The organism is Nocardia brasiliensis ATCC 700358 (genome assembly GCF_000250675.2).
GTDB lineage: Bacteria > Actinomycetota > Actinomycetes > Mycobacteriales > Mycobacteriaceae > Nocardia > Nocardia brasiliensis_B.
This window is the reverse complement of record NC_018681.1, coordinates 881287-898629: the sequence shown is the minus strand read 5'-3', so window position 1 is coordinate 898629 and position 17343 is coordinate 881287. Positions and strand designations below refer to the sequence as shown.

At 62.1% G+C, this 17343-nt stretch carries 12 protein-coding genes, 1 tRNA gene and 2 pseudogenes; 12 read left to right on the top strand and 3 right to left on the bottom strand.

The annotated features are described in order from the left end of the window. Positions 1-32: 32 nt before the first annotated feature. The 3 genes from O3I_RS04105 to O3I_RS42370 form a co-directional block, all read right to left on the bottom strand. Positions 33-1100 carry a cation diffusion facilitator family transporter gene (locus O3I_RS04105; protein ID WP_014981631.1) on the bottom strand — a complete coding sequence of 356 codons (1068 nt, stop codon included), beginning with the start codon at positions 1098-1100 and terminating at the stop codon, positions 33-35. A 33-nt stretch (positions 1101-1133) separates the two neighbouring features. Beyond that, a complete protein-coding gene (locus O3I_RS04100; RefSeq protein ID WP_041563370.1) occupies positions 1134-1523 on the bottom strand; it encodes an ArsR/SmtB family transcription factor in 390 nt (129 codons plus the stop codon). Between the two features lie 351 nt (positions 1524-1874). Further along, complete coding sequence (locus O3I_RS42370; protein WP_014981629.1) at positions 1875-2837, bottom strand: extracellular catalytic domain type 1 short-chain-length polyhydroxyalkanoate depolymerase; 963 nt, start codon at positions 2835-2837, stop codon at positions 1875-1877. A 39-nt stretch (positions 2838-2876) separates the two neighbouring features. On the opposite strand from O3I_RS42370, the gene O3I_RS04090 reads away from it, so the two are divergent. From O3I_RS04090 to O3I_RS46195, 12 genes and pseudogenes are all read left to right on the top strand, one after another. After that, entirely contained in the window at positions 2877-4019 is a 1143-nt protein-coding gene (locus tag O3I_RS04090) for an acyl-CoA dehydrogenase family protein (RefSeq protein WP_014981628.1), read from the top strand. A gap of 82 nt (positions 4020-4101) precedes the next feature. Next, positions 4102-5571 (top strand): flavin-containing monooxygenase, encoded by a 1470-nt coding sequence (locus tag O3I_RS04085; protein WP_014981627.1) that lies wholly within the window; start codon positions 4102-4104, stop codon positions 5569-5571. Between the two features lie 75 nt (positions 5572-5646). Then, a complete protein-coding gene (locus O3I_RS04080; protein ID WP_014981626.1) occupies positions 5647-6486 on the top strand; it encodes a hypothetical protein in 840 nt (279 codons plus the stop codon). 80 nt (positions 6487-6566) lie between these two features. Continuing rightward, positions 6567-7928, top strand: coding sequence for a S41 family peptidase (locus tag O3I_RS04075; RefSeq protein WP_014981625.1), 1362 nt, complete (start codon positions 6567-6569; stop codon positions 7926-7928). Between the two features lie 104 nt (positions 7929-8032). Next, a complete protein-coding gene (locus tag O3I_RS04070; RefSeq protein WP_014981624.1) occupies positions 8033-8914 on the top strand; it encodes an SAM-dependent methyltransferase in 882 nt (293 codons plus the stop codon). A 124-nt stretch (positions 8915-9038) separates the two neighbouring features. Next, a tRNA-Arg gene (locus O3I_RS04065) sits at positions 9039-9111 on the top strand. 775 nt (positions 9112-9886) lie between these two features. Continuing rightward, a complete protein-coding gene (locus O3I_RS44680) occupies positions 9887-10354 on the top strand; it encodes a hypothetical protein (protein WP_141691822.1) in 468 nt (155 codons plus the stop codon). Then, positions 10354-12567: a DEAD/DEAH box helicase family protein gene (locus O3I_RS43535; RefSeq protein WP_141691821.1), complete on the top strand. Its 2214-nt coding sequence runs from the start codon at positions 10354-10356 to the stop codon at positions 12565-12567. Before O3I_RS44680 ends, O3I_RS43535 begins: the two co-directional genes overlap by 1 nt. A 178-nt stretch (positions 12568-12745) precedes the next feature. Beyond that, positions 12746-14875: an AAA family ATPase gene (locus O3I_RS43530; RefSeq protein ID WP_081593889.1), complete on the top strand. Its 2130-nt coding sequence runs from the start codon at positions 12746-12748 to the stop codon at positions 14873-14875. 15 nt (positions 14876-14890) lie between these two features. Next, positions 14891-15445, top strand: a complete 555-nt coding sequence (locus O3I_RS04045; RefSeq protein WP_167829099.1) for a hypothetical protein — start codon at positions 14891-14893, stop codon at positions 15443-15445. A gap of 224 nt (positions 15446-15669) precedes the next feature. Then, positions 15670-16702 (top strand): annotated as a pseudogene (locus O3I_RS04035) (IS3 family transposase). A 62-nt stretch (positions 16703-16764) separates the two neighbouring features. Continuing rightward, a pseudogene (locus tag O3I_RS46195) lies at positions 16765-17226 on the top strand (transposase); the annotation flags it as partial. Between the last annotated feature and the right edge of the window lie 117 nt (positions 17227-17343).

Sequence of the window (17343 nt, the reverse complement as noted above, 5' to 3'; positions counted from 1 at the left end):
CGAGACGCGCCGAGCTGACGCCCACGGACCGCTCAGCTCGCGTGCGCCGGATAGGCGTGCACGAGCGCGGTGTCGAGCTTGGGCACGACATGGGTGAGGGTGTGCTCGGCCTCGTGCGCGACCCGATGGGCCTCGGCAAGGGTGATGGTCGGGGCGACGTCCAATTCGACGTCGGCGTGCAAGCGGTGGCCGATCCAGCGCATCCGCACGCTGCGCACACCCTGCACCGCCGGCTCGGCGGCGAGCGCCCGCTCGGCATCGGTCACCAGCCCCGGCTCGACCGCGTCCATCAGGCGATGCAGCACGTCCCTGGCCGCGGTTCGCAGCACCGCGAGGATTGCGACCGTGATGAGCAGACCGATGATCGGGTCGGCGAGCGGGAACCCCAGCGCGACGCCACCGGCCCCGAGCAGCACGGCCAGCGAGGTGAAGCCGTCGGTACGCGCGTGCAAGCCGTCGGCGACCAGCGCGGCCGAGCCGATCCGCCGGCCGACCCGGATGCGATACAGCGCGACGATCTCGTTGCCGAGAAAGCCGATCAATCCCGCGGCGGCGACCCAGCCGAGATGCCCGATCGGCACCGGCTCGAGCACCCTGCGCACCGCTTGATAACCCGCGATCAGCGCGGACAGGGCGATCATCGCCACGACGAACAGCCCCGCGAGATCCTCGGCGCGCCCGAAGCCGTAGGTGTAGCGCCGGGTCGCGGCGCGGCGCCCGAGCGCGAAGGCGATCCAGAGCGGGACCGCGGTCAACGCGTCGGAGAAGTTGTGAATCGTGTCGGCCGCCAAGGCAACCGAGCCGGACACGGCCACCACGAGCACCTGCGCCACGGCCGTCACGCCGAGCACCACGAGGCTGATCTTCACCGCTCGGATACCCACCGCACTGGCGGTCAGGGCATCGTCGACACGGTCGGCGGGATCGTGACTGTGCGGCACGAAGATCTCGCGCAGTACGCCGCGCAGCCCCTTCGGATGCTCGTGCGAATGCGGGCCGCGATCATGCCGATGGCCGAAAGCGGCGGTATGCGTACGTGATTCGCCGTGGTGATGGTGTGGGTGCTGGTCACCGAGTCCGTGCCGGTTCGCGGTATGCACTGCGTCACGCTCCGAGATCTGTTGTTCGGTAACTTATTTCGCTTCGGTTCCGGTCTCCGGCAGCTCGCGTACGACGTCGCCGCGGTGATGCGGCGGGATCCCCGGGCCCGCGTGCTCGGCGTTGTGCACCGCGTCCACCACCAGTTGCCGGACGTGTTCGTTCTCCAGGCTGTAGTAGATGGTCGTGCCGGCGCGGCGAGTGCTGACCAGGCGCGCCATCCGCAGCTTGGTCAGATGCTGCGAGACGGACGGCGCGGGTTTGCCGATGTAGTCGGCCAGGTCGTTGACCGACAGCTCACGGTCGACGAGAGCCCACAGCACGCGAACCCTGGTGGCGTCGGCCAGCATCCGGAAGACCTCGACAACCAGGCCCACCTGATCGTCCGCGAGACGCAGGCGCGGTTCCTGGCTATCTGCATTCATACGCAGATAATAGACCAAGCGAATGCCGCACGGCCACAGGGCATCATCGAGGCCCACCGGACCGGAATGGCGGCGACACCCCCTGCGTGGCCGCCGACATGCCGGTCCGTCCCCTATCGAACCGATAACTGTCTAGTCGCTATGGCGCTAGTGCGCCAGGCGACCGGCCGATCAACACCCTAATGAGACAATCCTGGTCGGCGCGCCGCCTTTCACGGCATCGCAACAAAGCCTGTGACCTGCACGAATACGCCTGTGGCGCACGGCAGTACATACCCCCGGAATGTGCGCTCATCTGCACGTGCATCGCAGGCCGACCGGTCGTCTACGCCCGTTTTCCTGCGATTTCGCTCAACCGCACGCCTGCCGCGGAGCGCCCAACCGGTGTGCCAGCAGGAAACTCATCAACTGCCGTTGCAGGTCGAGACCGCGGGCCGACTGCATCAGCAAACCTCCGCCGATGTGATCCGGCCCGATCGGCGTGCGGAATTCGGCGAGCAGACAGTCGCCCGCGGCGTAGCGCTCGATGGTGGTCGGTACCGGATCGGCGGACGCGGTGACCGTACTCGGCACCGCGGGTACGGCCACGTCACCCGCTCGCGCGTAGGCGCCGAGCCATTGCGTCAGATTGGCCCGCCCGATCGGATACAGGCTGGTCTGATCGGCCAGGTCTTGGAGGAAGAAGCCCGGGACCGGGCGGGCTCGGGCACCCATCGCATCGACGATCGATGTACCGCTCAGATCGGCGGCGAACGTCTTCAGGTCAATTCCGTAGGGGCCGCCCGCCATCGGCGCGATCGCCGCGTACAGGTCCGGATAGCCGGCCGCCAGCACCGTGGACATCGCGCCGCCCGCGGAATACCCGCCGACGTACACCCGTGTGCGATCCAGCCCGAACTCCGCGATCAAGGCGTTGGTGAGATCGGCGATGATCGACGATTCTCCTTGTCCGCGTGACTGATTCGCCGGGTCGAACCAGTTCCAGCAGTACCGTTCGTTGGCTGCCGCGGTCTGGATCGGATAGGCCAGCACGAAACCGAACTCGTCCGCCATCCGGGTCAGCGAGAAGCCGGTGTCGGCCAGCTGACTCTGCGGATCGGTGCAGCCGTGCAGGTAGATCATCAACGGCTTGCCCGCCGTATCTCCCGGCGGCACATGTAGGTAGTAGTCGCGCGTACCCGCCGCGTTGGTGAAGGTCCGCTCAAACGGCGCGGCCTGCGCGGCGGGCGCCGCGGCGATCAGGAACTGCAGACCCAGCGCGAGCAGGGCGAGCAGCACGACCGACAGCCTGCCGCAACGAATACCGCGCACCATCGAGTTCCTTCCGGCCGATCTGGCGTTAGCGTAGGGGGCATGCCAGTGGATCGAATGCTGCCGACGTCCGAGGCTCGGGACCTGCTCGAGCTGACCCGCGATATCGCCGACAAGGTGCTCGAGCCGCGGGTGGTCGAGTGCGAGAAGACGGGCACGTTTCCGGACGGCGTCTTCCCCGCGCTCGGCGCGGCCGGTCTGCTCAGTCTGCCGTATCCGGAAGAGTTCGGTGGCGGCGCCCAGCCCTACGAGGTGTATCTGCAGGTGCTGGAGGAGCTCGCGGCGCGCTGGGCCGCGGTCGCGGTGGCGGTGAGCGTGCACAGCCTGTCCTGCCATCCCCTGTTCACCTTCGGCACCGCGGAACAGCAACAGCGCTGGCTGTCGACCATGCTGTCCGGCGAAACCATCGGCGCCTACAGCCTTTCCGAGCCGCACGCGGGCTCCGACGCGGCCGCGCTGCGCTGCCGGGCCACGAAAGTCGATGGCGGATACCGGATCAACGGCGCGAAAGCCTGGATCACCAATGGCGGCAAGGCTGATTTCTACACACTCTTCGCCCGGACCGGCGAAGGATCACGCGGCATCTCGTGCTTCCTCGTACCGCGCGACACCGAGGGCCTGAGCTTCGGCAAACCCGAAGAGAAGATGGGCCTGCGCGCCGTGCCCACGACCACCGCCGCCTACGACGACGCATTCCTCCCTGCCGAACGACTGGTCGGCGAAGAGGGACAAGGACTTTCGATCGCGTTCAGCGCGCTGGATTCGGGTCGGCTCGGCATCGCCGCCGTCGCAACCGGTTTGGCGCAGCGCGCGCTCGACGAAGCGGTCGCCTACGCCAAGGAGCGGGAAGCATTCGGTCGCCACATCATCGACCACCAGGGCCTGGGCTTCGTGCTCGCCGATATGGCCGCAGCCGTGGATTCGGCCCGCGCCACCTACCTCGACGCGGCCCGCCGCCGCGACGCCGGACTCCCCTACTCCCGTCAGGCCAGCGTCGCGAAGCTGGTCGCCACCGACGCCGCCATGAAGGTCACCACCGACGCCGTCCAGGTCTTCGGCGGCTACGGCTACACCCAGGACTTCCCCGTCGAGCGCTACATGCGCGAAGCCAAGGTCATGCAGATCTTCGAAGGCACCAACCAAATCCAGCGCCTGGTCATCGCCCGCCAACTCGCGGGCAACTGAGCCGCGGCCAACTGGCCGAAAATGTTGATTCGTTGACCGCGGATGTCTTCGGAACTGGGCATTCGAGTCATACGCTCGGAGTATGACTACGCCGTCCATCATCATCATCGGGGCCGGGTTCGCGGGGCTCGGCCTGGCTTTGGAGCTGCGGCGGGCCGGGGTGGACAGCTTCACGATCCTGGAGAAGGCCACGGATCTGGGCGGCGTCTGGCGGGAGAACACCTATCCGGGCGCCGCGTGTGACGTGCCGTCGCCGCTGTACTCGTGGTCGTTCGCACCGAAATCGGATTGGCCGCGCCGCTTTTCGGAGCAGCGCGATATCCACGCCTACATGCGCGCGGTCGCGGACGAGCACGAACTGACCCGGTTCATCCGATTCGGCACCGAGGTGACCGACGCCGAATTCGACGAGTCGACCGGCCAGTGGCAGATCAGCACCGCCGACGGCGCCGAGTTCAGCGCCGACGTCTTCGTGCCCGCCGTCGGCCAGCTCTCCCGGCCCGCCATGCCGAACATCCCGGGCATCGACACCTTCGCGGGACCGGCGTTCCATTCGGCGGAATGGGACCACAGCGTGGAGCTGACCGGCAAGCGCATTGCCTGCATCGGCACGGGAGCCAGTGCGATCCAATACATTCCGCGCATCCAGCCCACGGCCGCGCACCTCACGCTGTTCCAGCGTTCCGCGGCGTGGGTGCTGCCCAAGTTCGACACCGAGTACAGCGATACGCACAAGGCGGTTTTCAAGTATCTGCCGCCGACCCGGCTCGCCGAACGGTTCGCGATCTGGTCGCTGTTCGAGGTGCTCGCCCTCGCGTTGACCGACATCCCGGGCATGAAGACACCGGTGATCGCGCTGGCCGATCGGCACCGGGAACGGCAGGTCCCCGACCCCGAGCTGCGCGCGAAACTGACACCCGACTACGCGGCGGGGTGCAAGCGCGGCCTGTTCTCCAACGAATACTTTCCCGCATTGGCCGAGCTGAACGTCACGGTGGAGACCACCGCGATCGAGGCGATCACGCCGACCGGCATCCGGACCGCCGACGGCGTCGAGCACGAGGTCGATGTCATCGTCTACGGCACGGGTTTCAAAGGCACCGAATTCCTGGCGCCGATGAACATCTACGGCGTCGGCGGTCGCAAGCTGGCCGACGTCTGGGGCGACGCAGGCGCACGCGCCTTCCTCGGCCTGTCCGTGCCGCATTTCCCGAACCTGTTCATGATGTACGGCCCGAACACCAATGTCGGCTCCGGCTCGATCATCTACATGCTGGAATCGCAGGCTCGCTACATCCGTCAGGTGGTGCAGTACCTCACCGACCGGCCGGGCCGGTATCTCGCGGCCCGCGCGAGCACCGAACAGGCCTGGGACGACTGGTTGCAGCGCCGGCTGAAAGATACGCCGTGGAACTTCTGCTCCAGCTGGTATCGCAACGCGGCGGGCCGCATCACCAACAACTGGCCCGGGGCCACCGTGCTGTACCGCTGGAAGACAAGGACTTTCGACACCGCCGACTACGACGAGGCACAGGCCGCGGCGGTGCGCTAGCCGCCACCGCTTTCAGCTGAGTCTCAGCAAGCGCCCAGTAAACTGGACGGTATTCGCCGACCGGCTACAGAAGAGGTGCGCACCGTGTTATGGCTCCTGATCGTCGTGGTCATCGTGGCGGTGGGCGCGCTCGTCTTCGTGCAGGCCCGGCAGCGCACCCAGCGCGCGGCGACCGAACTCGCGGACGCGCTGGCCGACGCCCGCCAGGTCAACGAGCGGCTCGGCGGGCAGATCTACAACCTCAGCGGCACCAACGACGCCGCCAAACAGGCCCTCGTCGACGCCTCCGAGCGGCACGTCGCCGCCGGATCACAACTCGACCAGGCCCGTACACCGGCCCAGGCCCGGCTCGCCAAGCAGACCGCGCTGGAAGGGCTCTACTACACCCAGGCCGCGCGCAGCGCGATGGGCATGGACCCCGGCCCCGCCATCCCCACCCTCGACGGACAGGACACGGCGGGCAAGGTCAGCGAGAACCGGGTCATCGAGCACGAGGGCCGGGAGATCGCGGCCTCGCCGAATCCGTCCGCGGCCACGCCCAACTACTTCCCCGGTGGTCGCGTCGCCGGTCGGCCGGTCCCCGCGGGCTGGTACTCCGAGCCGTGGTGGAAGCCCGCGTTGATCGGCGGAGCGTGGGGCCTCGGGTCAGCCTTGCTGTTCTCGTCGCTGTTCTCCGGGATGTCCGGGATCGGTTATGGCTCACAGGGATTCGAGAGCGGATACGGAGACGGGTATCAGGACGGGTTGGCGGCGGGCGGCGGGCTCGATGCCGGTCCGGGCGGATTCGAAGACGCCGGGTATGACTCGGGGGGCGAATATGGTGGTGACACAGGGGGATTCGACGGGAGCGGTTTCGACGGCGGCGGATTCGATGGGGGTGGGTTCGATGGGGGCGGGTTCGACGGCGGGTTCTGAGCGACGGTAGGGCTGGCTACACCCGGGGACACCTGTCTGCACGGTTGTGATCGAGCGGTCCGATGCCGGACCGTGGTCGAATGACCATGCAGCGCAATCGAACCGCGGCTGTCACGGCCGCGCTGGTGGCAACGGGCGCGATCAGCGCGGCATGCGGACCGGACGACGCGACCGAGTTTCCAGCCGGTTTCTGGCAGGTCGCCGACTACGGCACCACACTCTCGATCCACGGCGACGTGCTCGAAACCTTTCAGGTGACCTCGCTCAGCTGTCTGAAAGACGAGACCGCCACCCGTACGGACGATCCCGCGACCTTTGTCACCGCAGGCAAAGATGTGCTCACCGTGCGCGCGGCAGGCTCGCCCGATCGAGCCGCCCTTCATATCGACGGTTCACCCGGCGACCGCACGCTGCGCCGCCTACCTGTGCTGCCGACGCTGTGCAACGACCCGCAGCAACCGCCCGCCTTCGACGTGTTCTGGCAGACGTTCCAGGAGAACTACCCGTTTTTCGCCGCGAAAGACGTTGACTGGCAACAGGTCCGGGATCGGTTCCGGGATCGCGCGGTGCGCGCCGAACGGCAGGGCGATGACGCCGAACTGTTCACCGTCTTCCGCGACATGATCGCGCCGCTGCACGACGCACACGTGGCGGTCTCCGCCGGTAACCTCGGATTCTTCGGTACCACCCGGCCCGGCACCACGATGCCCGGTCCGTCATTCGACCAGCAGGTCAAGGAACTCGTCCAGCGGCGCGACCTCGCCGACCACCGGCTGACCGAATACGCCAACGGACGCATCAGTTACGCCGACATACCCGGACAAGACCACGGCTACCTGCGAATTTCCGCCTTCAGCGGATACACGGCCGAACGCACCTTCGCCGCCGACAGTGCCGAGCTCGCCCACGCCCTCGATGCGATCTTCACACCGGACAGACTGAGCCGACTGCGCGGACTGGTCCTCGACCTGCGCATCAACGGCGGCGGCTCAGACAGTTTGGGCCTGCAACTGGCCGCTCGCCTCACCGATAGCCCATACTTCGCCTACGCGAAGAAGACACGCAACACCGACCCGCAGCCACTGCGCGTCGAGCCGGCGCCCAACGCTTTCACCGGTCCCATTGCCATACTCACCGGCGGTTCCACCATCAGCGCAGGCGAGACCTTCACCCAGGCGATGCTGGAACGCCCTTCGCGCACAACGCGAATCGGCGAGCCGACGCAGGGCGTCTTCTCCGATGTCATGCAGCGCAGACTGCCCGGCACAAGATACGCGGATTGGTGGTTCGGCCTGCCCAACGAAGAATTCCTGACCTCGGACGGACAGACCTTCGACGGGTCGGGCATCCCGCCCGAGCTGAGCGAGCCCGTCTTCACCGACGAGGAGTTCGCGCGGAATCTCGACTCCGCCTTCGATCGCGCGCTGCGCTGGCTCGGCTGATCTGTCGAACTGCGCAGTCTGCTCTTGACGCCCTGCCGACAACTGTCTCAGACTGTTGATATCGAGATCGGCCGGTGCTTGCCGGCCGCACGTCGGGAGGTTCCATGACGCTGACCACCGCCGATATCCCCGTCGAGGACTTCGGGACCCGATCGTTGCGCTGGGCCCGCGAATGCTACGAATGGGCGAAGGTGCCGCTGCTACCGTCGGGCCAGCGGGTGGGCCGGGTGTACGACGTGCTCGGCCCGCAGAACCTGTTCGGCGAGGACTCGCTGTTCATCAATCTCGGCTATTGGCGCGACAATCCGGCCACCCTCGACGAGGCGAGCCGCGACCTGGCGCGCCTGGTCGGTCGCGAAGCCGAACTCGGCCCCGACGACATCCAGCTCGATATCGGCTTCGGCTACGGCGACCAAGACTTTCTGTGGGCACAGGAATTCGCGCCGCAACAGATCATCGGCATGAACATCGCCGTCGAACAGATCGAGATCGCGACCAGACGCGCCGCCGAACTAGGCCTGACCCAACGCATTCGATACGAATACGGCTCCGCGATCGATCTCCCCCGCGACAACGAGTCCTGCACCAAAGTCACCGCCTTGGAATCGGCCTTCCACTTCCCGTCCTACCCCAAGTTCTTCGGCGAAGCCCACCGCGTCCTACGCCCCGGCGGCAAACTCGTCACCGCCGACATCGTCCCCCGCACCGCTTTCCCGAACCTCGGCGACCACCCACCGTTGGGCAACGTCTTCGACATCCACCGCTACCACCACGCCCTGCAAGCCGCAGGCTTCACCGACGTAGTCACCTACTCCATCCGCCGCCACGTATACACCCCCCTCGCCGACTACCTCACCAAACGCCTCCGCGACCCCGACATGCGCCGCGTCAACCCCGCCCTCCGCCTAGCCTTCAGCCGCCCCGCCCTCACCCTCTGGGGCCCGTGGACCGACTACATCATCGCCGTCGGCGTCAAACCCTCATGATCAGGTGGAACTGGTGGCGCACCCCACTCGCACAACGCCGCCCCCAGTTCCCCCTCGCCAGCGGATGCGGCGTCTCCCACCCCCACCCGGTAGACTCCCGAACGTCCGGGAGCCATCCCGGCCAGCCCTCGTAGCTCAGGGGATAGAGCACCGCTCTCCTAAAGCGGGTGTCGCAGGTTCGAATCCTGCCGAGGGCACAGCAGGGACAGTCATTCCCGCCGGTCGGGCACGGTTTCTGAATTGGTCGAAAATCAGTGGTGACACAAATCCCCAGGTCGCGTGTCGCAGGTTCGAACCATAGGGGGTTGCTGCCAACTAGCACCCCACCTCAGAGCAACTTTTCGAAGTTGCTCGCCAGCCAGTCCGAACCTCCGGCACAGCGCCGTGGATGTTCCAGTGGCCGCTATATCGGCCACCGCGGGTTGATCTTCGCTCGACCCGCGGTGGCCGGTTCAGTCAGCGCGGTATGTGGTGCGGCATTATGGCGCGAGCGGTCCCCGACGAGGTTGTGCGTCCTCTTGTCCACCAACTCATGAACGCCTTCCGGTGCGACCCATCGTCGCGGAAGCGATGGCGTGGGGGAACTTATCCAGATCACAGCGTTCCGCTGGTACTGCCGTGCGGCCCCTTTAGCGAGGGCTATGTGCGAGACGACGCCGGTCCGATGCGATCGTGCGTGGCTGGCTGGCTCCCCTACTCTGACCGCTAAGAATGCGCGTGTCTGCTACGTCCCCGGATCGTGACGCACTGGGTGGTCGACAGACCATGAACACCAACAGTTCGTGCAGCGGCTGCCTCGGCCATGTTGACATCCTCCAGCGCGAGGGTCTGGTTGTTGTCCAACGCGGCCAGATCTACACACTTTCTGCAGGTCTCAGCTAGGACAAGTGGTTGGCCGGGAACGTGATTGTTGGGAATCTGTCGGTGCCAGGGTTTAACATTCATACGTCGCAGAGTGGGAGGGAGCAAGCAGTGTACGAGCAGGCCATCACGGACATATGCGCAGCTGTCGAGACCGCGCGCTCGGGCACAGCCTCGACCTGGGCCGAGATCCTCGCATCCGTCGACTCAGACGATCCCCTTTGTGTATTGCTTGGCGATGTCAAGGTCACCGATCACAATGTCGAGTCGCGCTGCCGTACTAAGCGCGCCCGAAACCTCCTGCGTGCGAACGGCCTCAGCCGACTCGATCGACTGACGGCATTGTCAATACGCGAAGTATGGGCACTGCGAGGATGCGGTCGTCAGAGTGCCATTGATATCTTGGCTGCGGCGCTGATGACACTTGTCGACAACCAACCCGTTCCTGTCGGGGCAGATGTTCCTCTGCCTGGAATGGGCGTCGAAATGGAACTGTCCGAGCGCATCGAGCCTCGTGGTAACGAGATAAACCGTACGTCCGTTTCGGATCCACTACTCCACCTTCTAAAGGGGAGATAGTGGCCGACAACCTGCCTTCATGGGACCCGAATTGGAAACGTCGGTACAATTCCCCTCCCGACGATCTGATCAATAGCTTCTACATACCAGCCTTCGCGCGCTCGCGCAGCTACGACCGCGCCGTCGGGTTCTTTTCTGCGAGCCTTTTGGCTGCTATCGCACCATCAATTGATCGCTTTGTGCTTAATGACGGAGTGATGCGCCTAATAACATCGCCGGCCCACTTGAATGACGACGAACTTGAAGCGATGGGCAAAGGTGAGAATCTGAAGAACGTTCTTAGAGAGGATCTGCGTCGAGCGATCTTGCAACCAATTCCGAACCCTGTGCTGAAAGACCGACTCAAACTCTTGACCTGGATGGTGGCCAAAAGCAGGCTTCAGGTGCGTATCGCTCTACGAAAACATGCGAGCGGGTACGGCCTTTTTCATGAAAAGATTGGTGTTTTCACCGACCATCACGGCAACTGGATGACCTTCACTGGTAGTCCAAACGAAACCATCGGTGGCGCTCGTGTGCATTCGGAATCGTTTCCCCTTCATCGAAGCTGGGCAAACGAGGATCAACTCGCATACGCCGACGAGGAACGATCTCGCTTCGATCAGGTTTGGAACGAACAGGTCGATGGAATCGTGACTTGGAAAGTAAATGAGTGGATCGAAGAGCCGATGCGATCCACTTTCGGGGTACGCGAACCATCGGTTACCAAGGCACGCACAGACGCCATGGACGTGTTGTTCTCTTCGGAGGCGCTGCTCGATGACGTCACATTCGTTCCCTCCTTGCCGGAGGATCTACCGCTGCGTGACTATCAGAAGAAGGCAGTCAATGACTGGCTCCTGGCTGGTGGGCGTGGTACATTCGCAATGGCGACTGGGACAGGCAAGACAGTTACAGCGCTGGCTGCGGCGACTCAGGCTGCGAATCACATCGCAGAGTCAGACCGACCTCTGCTTATCCTAGTGATTGTTCCTTCAGTTGATCTCGTGAGTCAGTGGCGTAACGATGCGGAGAGATTTGGGTTCCGGCCAGCTATCTGTCACGGAGCGCTCAATAGAGGGCAAGAGGAGCACCTGAAGTCGGTATTTTCCGCGGCGCGCTCCCGTCATGGCCGACGGACAGAAATGGTCATCACAACCGCCGACAGTCTGACACCGCGGAACGGGTACGTCGGATCTGCGTCTGATCACTTTCTGCAGCGTCAGTTCGCCCGCCACGGTGGGCACCTGCTAGTTATCGGAGACGAGATGCATTCGCTAGGAACCCCAGCCCGCCTCGCCGCGCTACCAAAGAATGCGACACTTGCTCTGGGACTTTCTGCCACTCCCAAGCGGCACGGCGATGAAGATGGAACCCAGGCTCTCCTAGAATATTTCGGCGATCCAGTGATCTCGATCAACATCAAGCAAGCTATCTATGAGTACAAGGCACTAGTTCCATACGATTACATGCCGTCGCAGATTGAGTTGACCGACGAGGAAACCAAGAAGTATCGACTGATATCGCAAAAGATTGCGACGGCTTTCACTGGCGGTGACGACCAGGCGGCCGAGGCGCACATTCGGGCAAGGACACGACTGATCCAACATGCCACCAATAAGCAACGCTGCCTGCGTGAACTTATGGCCAGTGGCCTCAAGGATCAAACCCACCAAATCATCTACATAGCTGAGGGTAGAGATCCAGAATCCGACTTCTTTCAGCTCGATGAGACGGACAGGATGCTTCGGGAAGAATTCGGCATGCGAGTCGAGCGCTATTACGGCGAGACCGATAGCGGCCGACGTGAAGTACTTCAATCTCGCCTCGCTAGCGGAGATGTTCAGGCACTGCTTGCCATGAAATGCCTCGATGAAGGAGTTGACATCCCGTCCGCCCGTATCGGGATTATCACCGCGTCAACCCAAAACCCTCGTCAATTCGTCCAGCGGCGTGGGCGCCTCCTGCGCCGCGATCCTGAAAATCCGAAGTCGCACGCGATGATCTACGATTTTATCGTGATGCCACCCCGCCCCGACGGAGAACTGTCCGACTCCGAAAAGCGACTCATCGGGGCGGAGCTTTCCAGAGCAGCTGAACTTGCCGAGGCTGCACGTAATCGAGAAGTACTATATGCCGTGATCTCTTGGGCGTATGAATATGGTCTTCACCCTACCGACTATACATGGATGAACCTCACAGATGACGGCGAAATGGAGGAGTGGGTCCAGTGAGCGCCTTTGAGGAGCGCATGTCACAAATCGCTTCGGAACTTAGCCCCGAAGCAAAGGAATTAGCAGCGTTAGTCATTGATGCCGAGCACAAGCGGCGATTCTCAGAGGACCGGAGCGTCCTCCCCGATGAGTTTGCCCACCGAGCCTTGCAACTCGCAAAGGCAAAGGAGGAAGCCCAGTGCAGTTCACCTCGCTAGTGCTTCGGAACTGGCGACCGTTCCATGGAAATCACCGTATCGATTTCTCGGTCGATTCCGAGAAGCCAGTCACCTTGATCCTAGGTCCGAACGGTGCCGGAAAGACCGCTTTACTCAATGCGTTCACATGGGTGCTGTACGGAGAATTCACCGATGGTTTCCAGCAGCCGGAAAGTCTAGTCAACTTCGAAGCAGTCAATGCCGACGCAGCCGCTCAAACATCGGTTGAACTTGTTCTCAAACACGAAGGCGATGAATACTGTGTACGCCGACAAACCGACGCTCATCGTCAAGCTTCCGGCGACTACAGCCTGACGGTAACAAAGAACGGTGAACGTACAGTCGAGGACGATCTTTACCGTATTCTTCCCAAACCTCTCAAAGATCTATTCTTTTTCCCTGCGGAGACATTCGGCAGCGCCAGTGTCCTCGAAGGCGAACGGCCCGGTGAGGGCGCGTCATTGGACATTGGAACGGCAATCCGCTCGCTCCTTGCGGGAGATATTTATGATCGGGCTGTCGATGACCTCCGTCAGGCAATAACCAGCGACGCACTGAAGCCACCGAGGAACTATACAGACAACACCGTCGAGACTGCGCGCAAGAACTGGGAGCAGGCACAAGCCGATCTCAGCGCCTTGGAGGAACGCCGCGATCAACTCCCCTCGATATTGGCTCAGGCACGGGATCAGGCCAGCAAAGCCAAGCATGAGGCAGAAAAATACAATCCGGATGAAATAAAGAAATGGGAACTTGAACTCAGCCGACTCAAGGATCAAGTAGGACAGGCTGAGCAAAGCGTTCGACGGGCCAGTGCCCTGTATGTGGAGCTTTCTCGAAAGGGACATTTCTACTTCAGTCAATATGCAGTAGAACATGCGATCTCTCGACTAGGTGTCGCAGAGAAGTTTGGTCTAATGCCACCAAGGATACACGAGTCCGTATTGAATCAATCGTTGGTGGATGGACATTGTAGCTTGTGTCAGGTAGAACTTACTGATCATGGTCGGGATCGCGTTCATCAGTTGCTCAACCATGTGACGGAGGCGCGGGTCGCTGTCTTGGGTCTAGAAACCAGGACAATGCTTAGGCAATATTTGGAGCGGAGCTCTCGAGAGATCGCAAACCTGCGCGAACAGGTTGGCGCACTCGCAACCGACCTGGTTGTTCCCGGGCCACAACACGATGCAGACATGAGGATGATCCAGTCCGTGCTGCGCATGTGTACTGAGGTGGCAGATCGACGGCTCACAAAAGCAACACGGGAGTTCAGAGAATTCTCGGAGTCCACAGATGTTGCGAGACCTTCGGACGGCGGCAGCCCGATCGAGATTGCGCTCACTCGACAGCGGGCCGTGGTTCTTCTTGAAACCGAGAGCAAAGGCGTTGCTGCCAGGATTGAGGAACAGGCAGAACTTGCGAAAGGATATTTCGAAGACTATACAAAGAAGTCATCAAAATCGGACAGACATAAACGAAAAACTTCGGCGATCGAGATCCTCAATGAGGTGAAGCAGTTCTTTGAGCAAGCTCGTGCGGGATTAAATGAATTCGGCCGTGAAGACTTCCAAAAAGCGATCAATGACACATACTCTGACCTGATAGCTAAACCGTTCGAGATCCGCGTTGGTGACGATTTTGGGATCGCCGTGGGGGCAGCGGGTAAGGGCAACTCTATGCCCGTCTCTCAGTCTGAGAAGGTATTACTCCTGATTGCCTTCCTTGGCGCAATCGCGCGCCTTGCACCACAGTACGAAGAAATCGCGCGCAACAACCAGCAATTACAACGGGCTGGCGTTGTTAGAACGTCTCGGAAGAACGGTTTCCCGGTGGTTCTCGATTCCCCGACCAGCGCGCTGGATACCGAGTATGAAGCCGAGGTCGTCAAAGCCCTGCCCAAACTTCTGCCGCAAGTCGTCATAATCGTCTCTGCTAAGTCGGTCGAAGCATGGGAATCGATTTCTTCGCAAATTGGATGTGTCAGCATCATGGAGTTGACGTCGCACGTGACCAACAATCGAACCGTATCCTGGAGCGGAAAGGATCACCTGTACGGAATTCAGGACGACGGTGTAGATCCCGCGAGGACGCGAATAAACAAGATCGGATAGGAGGGGACTCTTCGGATGGCAAGCGTGTACGTTTATCCCGATCATAAGGATATTCTCGATATTTTGGTAACCACAGGTAAGGCCAAATCTGTGGCCGCGGCAACTAAAACGGGCCCATTCAGCGATATGCGCGATGCGTATGTCTTTGCCGCATCGCTAGCTATCGCAATGAATCGCCGGACCCCATTTGATGAGATGCCGAAATCCAGAAGGGATGCAACTGAGATTCAAGATCGGGTATTCCTTAGGGCGGAAGGAGCGGACGAGATCGCCGGTGCCGTTTCATTGACGAGTGCTGACGCCGACGACATGACCAGGGAGATGCTTCACTCTCAGCTGGACCTCCTCTCGGAGGAGAAAAAGACCGAAAGATTGGCCCTATTGGATCAATATGCGCATGCTGGATTCGATTGGCTTAAAGAACATGCGCGAGACGAGAGTGGTGTACACGATTTGATACTATCGGCCGTTGAGGGCGTGGGGCGTATAGAAAGAGAAATGGGTGATGAGTCCCTGGTGCAAGATCCATTATTGCCCCTCCTAAAGCTGGGTACAGCGGTCATCGAATAGTGATTAGGTCGCAAGACAGTTGCAATTAGGGACTATTCGGTCAGTGTCAACCGATGGCACCGCAGTGATACGGATGCGGCCGCAAGAGTCGCGTTCCATCTCTTCAGTGTCCCGATACGTTCCGGGTGTTCGTATAAGCCAGCACGAACCTCAGAAGGGACTGCTCCCGGTGTGGTTGGTTCCTGATCCGTGAGGACTTCGTCCTCGCTGGAAGGATGTCCACCATGCCCAAGCCGTATCCGGAGGAGTTTCGCCGTGATGTCGTCGCGGTCGCCCGCAAGGGCAACGCGCCGATGAAGCAGGTCGCCAGGGATTTCGGGATCTCAGAAGCGTGCCTTCACAACTGGCTCAAAGAAGCCGACATCGAGGACGGGAACAAGCCCGGCCTGACCGAGGAAGAGTCCGCGGAGCTGCGTTAACTGCGCAAACGGACCTCCTGGTCCTCGAACTGGACTGCCGGGTGCTCGGATTCACTCCACAAGCGTTCTACAGTGGAAGCCGCCTGTCTCACAGCGTGATAGGGATGATGCCCATCTGATCGATGCTGCCCTCGGCATCCATGCCGACGACCCCGCGTTCGGCTACCGCTTCATCGCCGACGAGCTCGGTGATCGCGGCATCCGTGCGGGTGAAAATTGGGTGCGGCGACTGTGCTAGCAGCAGCAGATCTGGTAGATATTCGCCCGCAAACGCGGGCTCAACAGGCGTGCGGGCCCGCCCGTCCATGACGATCTCGTCGCTCGCGCGTTCACCGTGGCAGCCCCGAATCGATTGTGGCTCACCGGTATCACCGAACATCGAACAGAGGAAAGGAAGCTCCATCTTTGCGCGATCAAGGGCTGCCGTTCCAATCGGGGCGTCGGCTACTCGATCGACGAGCGCATTACCGCAGCCCTGGCGGTCGCGGCTCTGCGCAACACGGTCGCGATGCGCGCACCGGTCGCCACCGTGGTCTACTCGGTCAGAGGCAGTCAATTCGTTCTCGACAGTTCGTGGATGGTTTTGTTGGCCACCGGATTACGAGGGTCGATGAGGCGAGTTGGGACATGCGGTGACAACGCCGCGATGGAATGGTTCGTCGCGCTGCTGCAACGCAACGTCCTCGACCCTCGGCACTGGGCGACCCGAGAGGAGCTGCGCATCGCCATCGTCATCCGGATCGAACGGACCTACCACCGCCATCGACGGCAACGCCGACTCGGCCGCCGGACACCAATCGAGTTTGAGACAATCGATCAGTCCGCACTCGCGGCCTGAAACACCCACCCCGCGAGTCAACCGAACTCGGGGCAGTCCCTTACCGAAAACCTGGACTCAGTGAAGGCAAGCGGTATTTGTGTGCGGTCAAGGATGTTTTCTCAAACCGGATCATCGGTTACTCGATCGATTCGAGGATGAAAGTCGCGACTCGCGGTCACCGCGGTGAACAATGCCGTCGCCCGCCGCGGAGATGTCACCGGCTGCATTCTGCACACCGACCGCGGAAGCCGGTTTTGTTCAAGGAGCTTCGTTCACGCGCTCAACCGTTACCGCATGGTCGGATTCCATGGGCCGCGTCGCTGCGGCCGGCGACAACGCCGCGATGGAAAGCCTTTTCAGCCTGCTGCAACGCAACGTGCTGTACTGGCAGCGCTGGGACACCCGCGAACAGTTGCGGATCGCGATTGTCACCTGGATCGGAGCGCACCTACCATCGTGGGCGCCGCTAGGCCCGACACGGCCGGTTGACCCCGATCGAATTCGAGATCATCATGTCCCCAGCGGCCCGGCAAGCTGCATAACCTCCGTCACTCGATCCTGCAGCAGCCCCGATAAGTGGGTTGGGCTGGATATCGGTGCCTGTCAGCTCTCACCCGGCCCCGTCAGGAGGCCGACCCTGACGGGGGCCTCCTGACGGA

Excerpts from the sequence above, each read along its gene's own strand:
- O3I_RS04070 (WP_014981624.1), top strand. The coding sequence starts at position 8,033 with ATGACGCTGACCACCGCCGATATCCCCGTCGAGGACTTCGGGACCCGA.
- O3I_RS04045 (WP_167829099.1), top strand. The coding sequence starts at position 14,891 with ATGGCAAGCGTGTACGTTTATCCCGATCATAAGGATATTCTCGATATT.
- O3I_RS04100 (WP_041563370.1), bottom strand. The coding sequence starts at position 1,523 with ATGAATGCAGATAGCCAGGAACCGCGCCTGCGTCTCGCGGACGATCAG.
- O3I_RS42370 (WP_014981629.1), bottom strand. The coding sequence starts at position 2,837 with ATGGTGCGCGGTATTCGTTGCGGCAGGCTGTCGGTCGTGCTGCTCGCC.
- O3I_RS04085 (WP_014981627.1), top strand. The coding sequence starts at position 4,102 with ATGACTACGCCGTCCATCATCATCATCGGGGCCGGGTTCGCGGGGCTC.
- O3I_RS04075 (WP_014981625.1), top strand. The coding sequence starts at position 6,567 with ATGACCATGCAGCGCAATCGAACCGCGGCTGTCACGGCCGCGCTGGTG.
- O3I_RS04090 (WP_014981628.1), top strand. The coding sequence starts at position 2,877 with ATGCCAGTGGATCGAATGCTGCCGACGTCCGAGGCTCGGGACCTGCTC.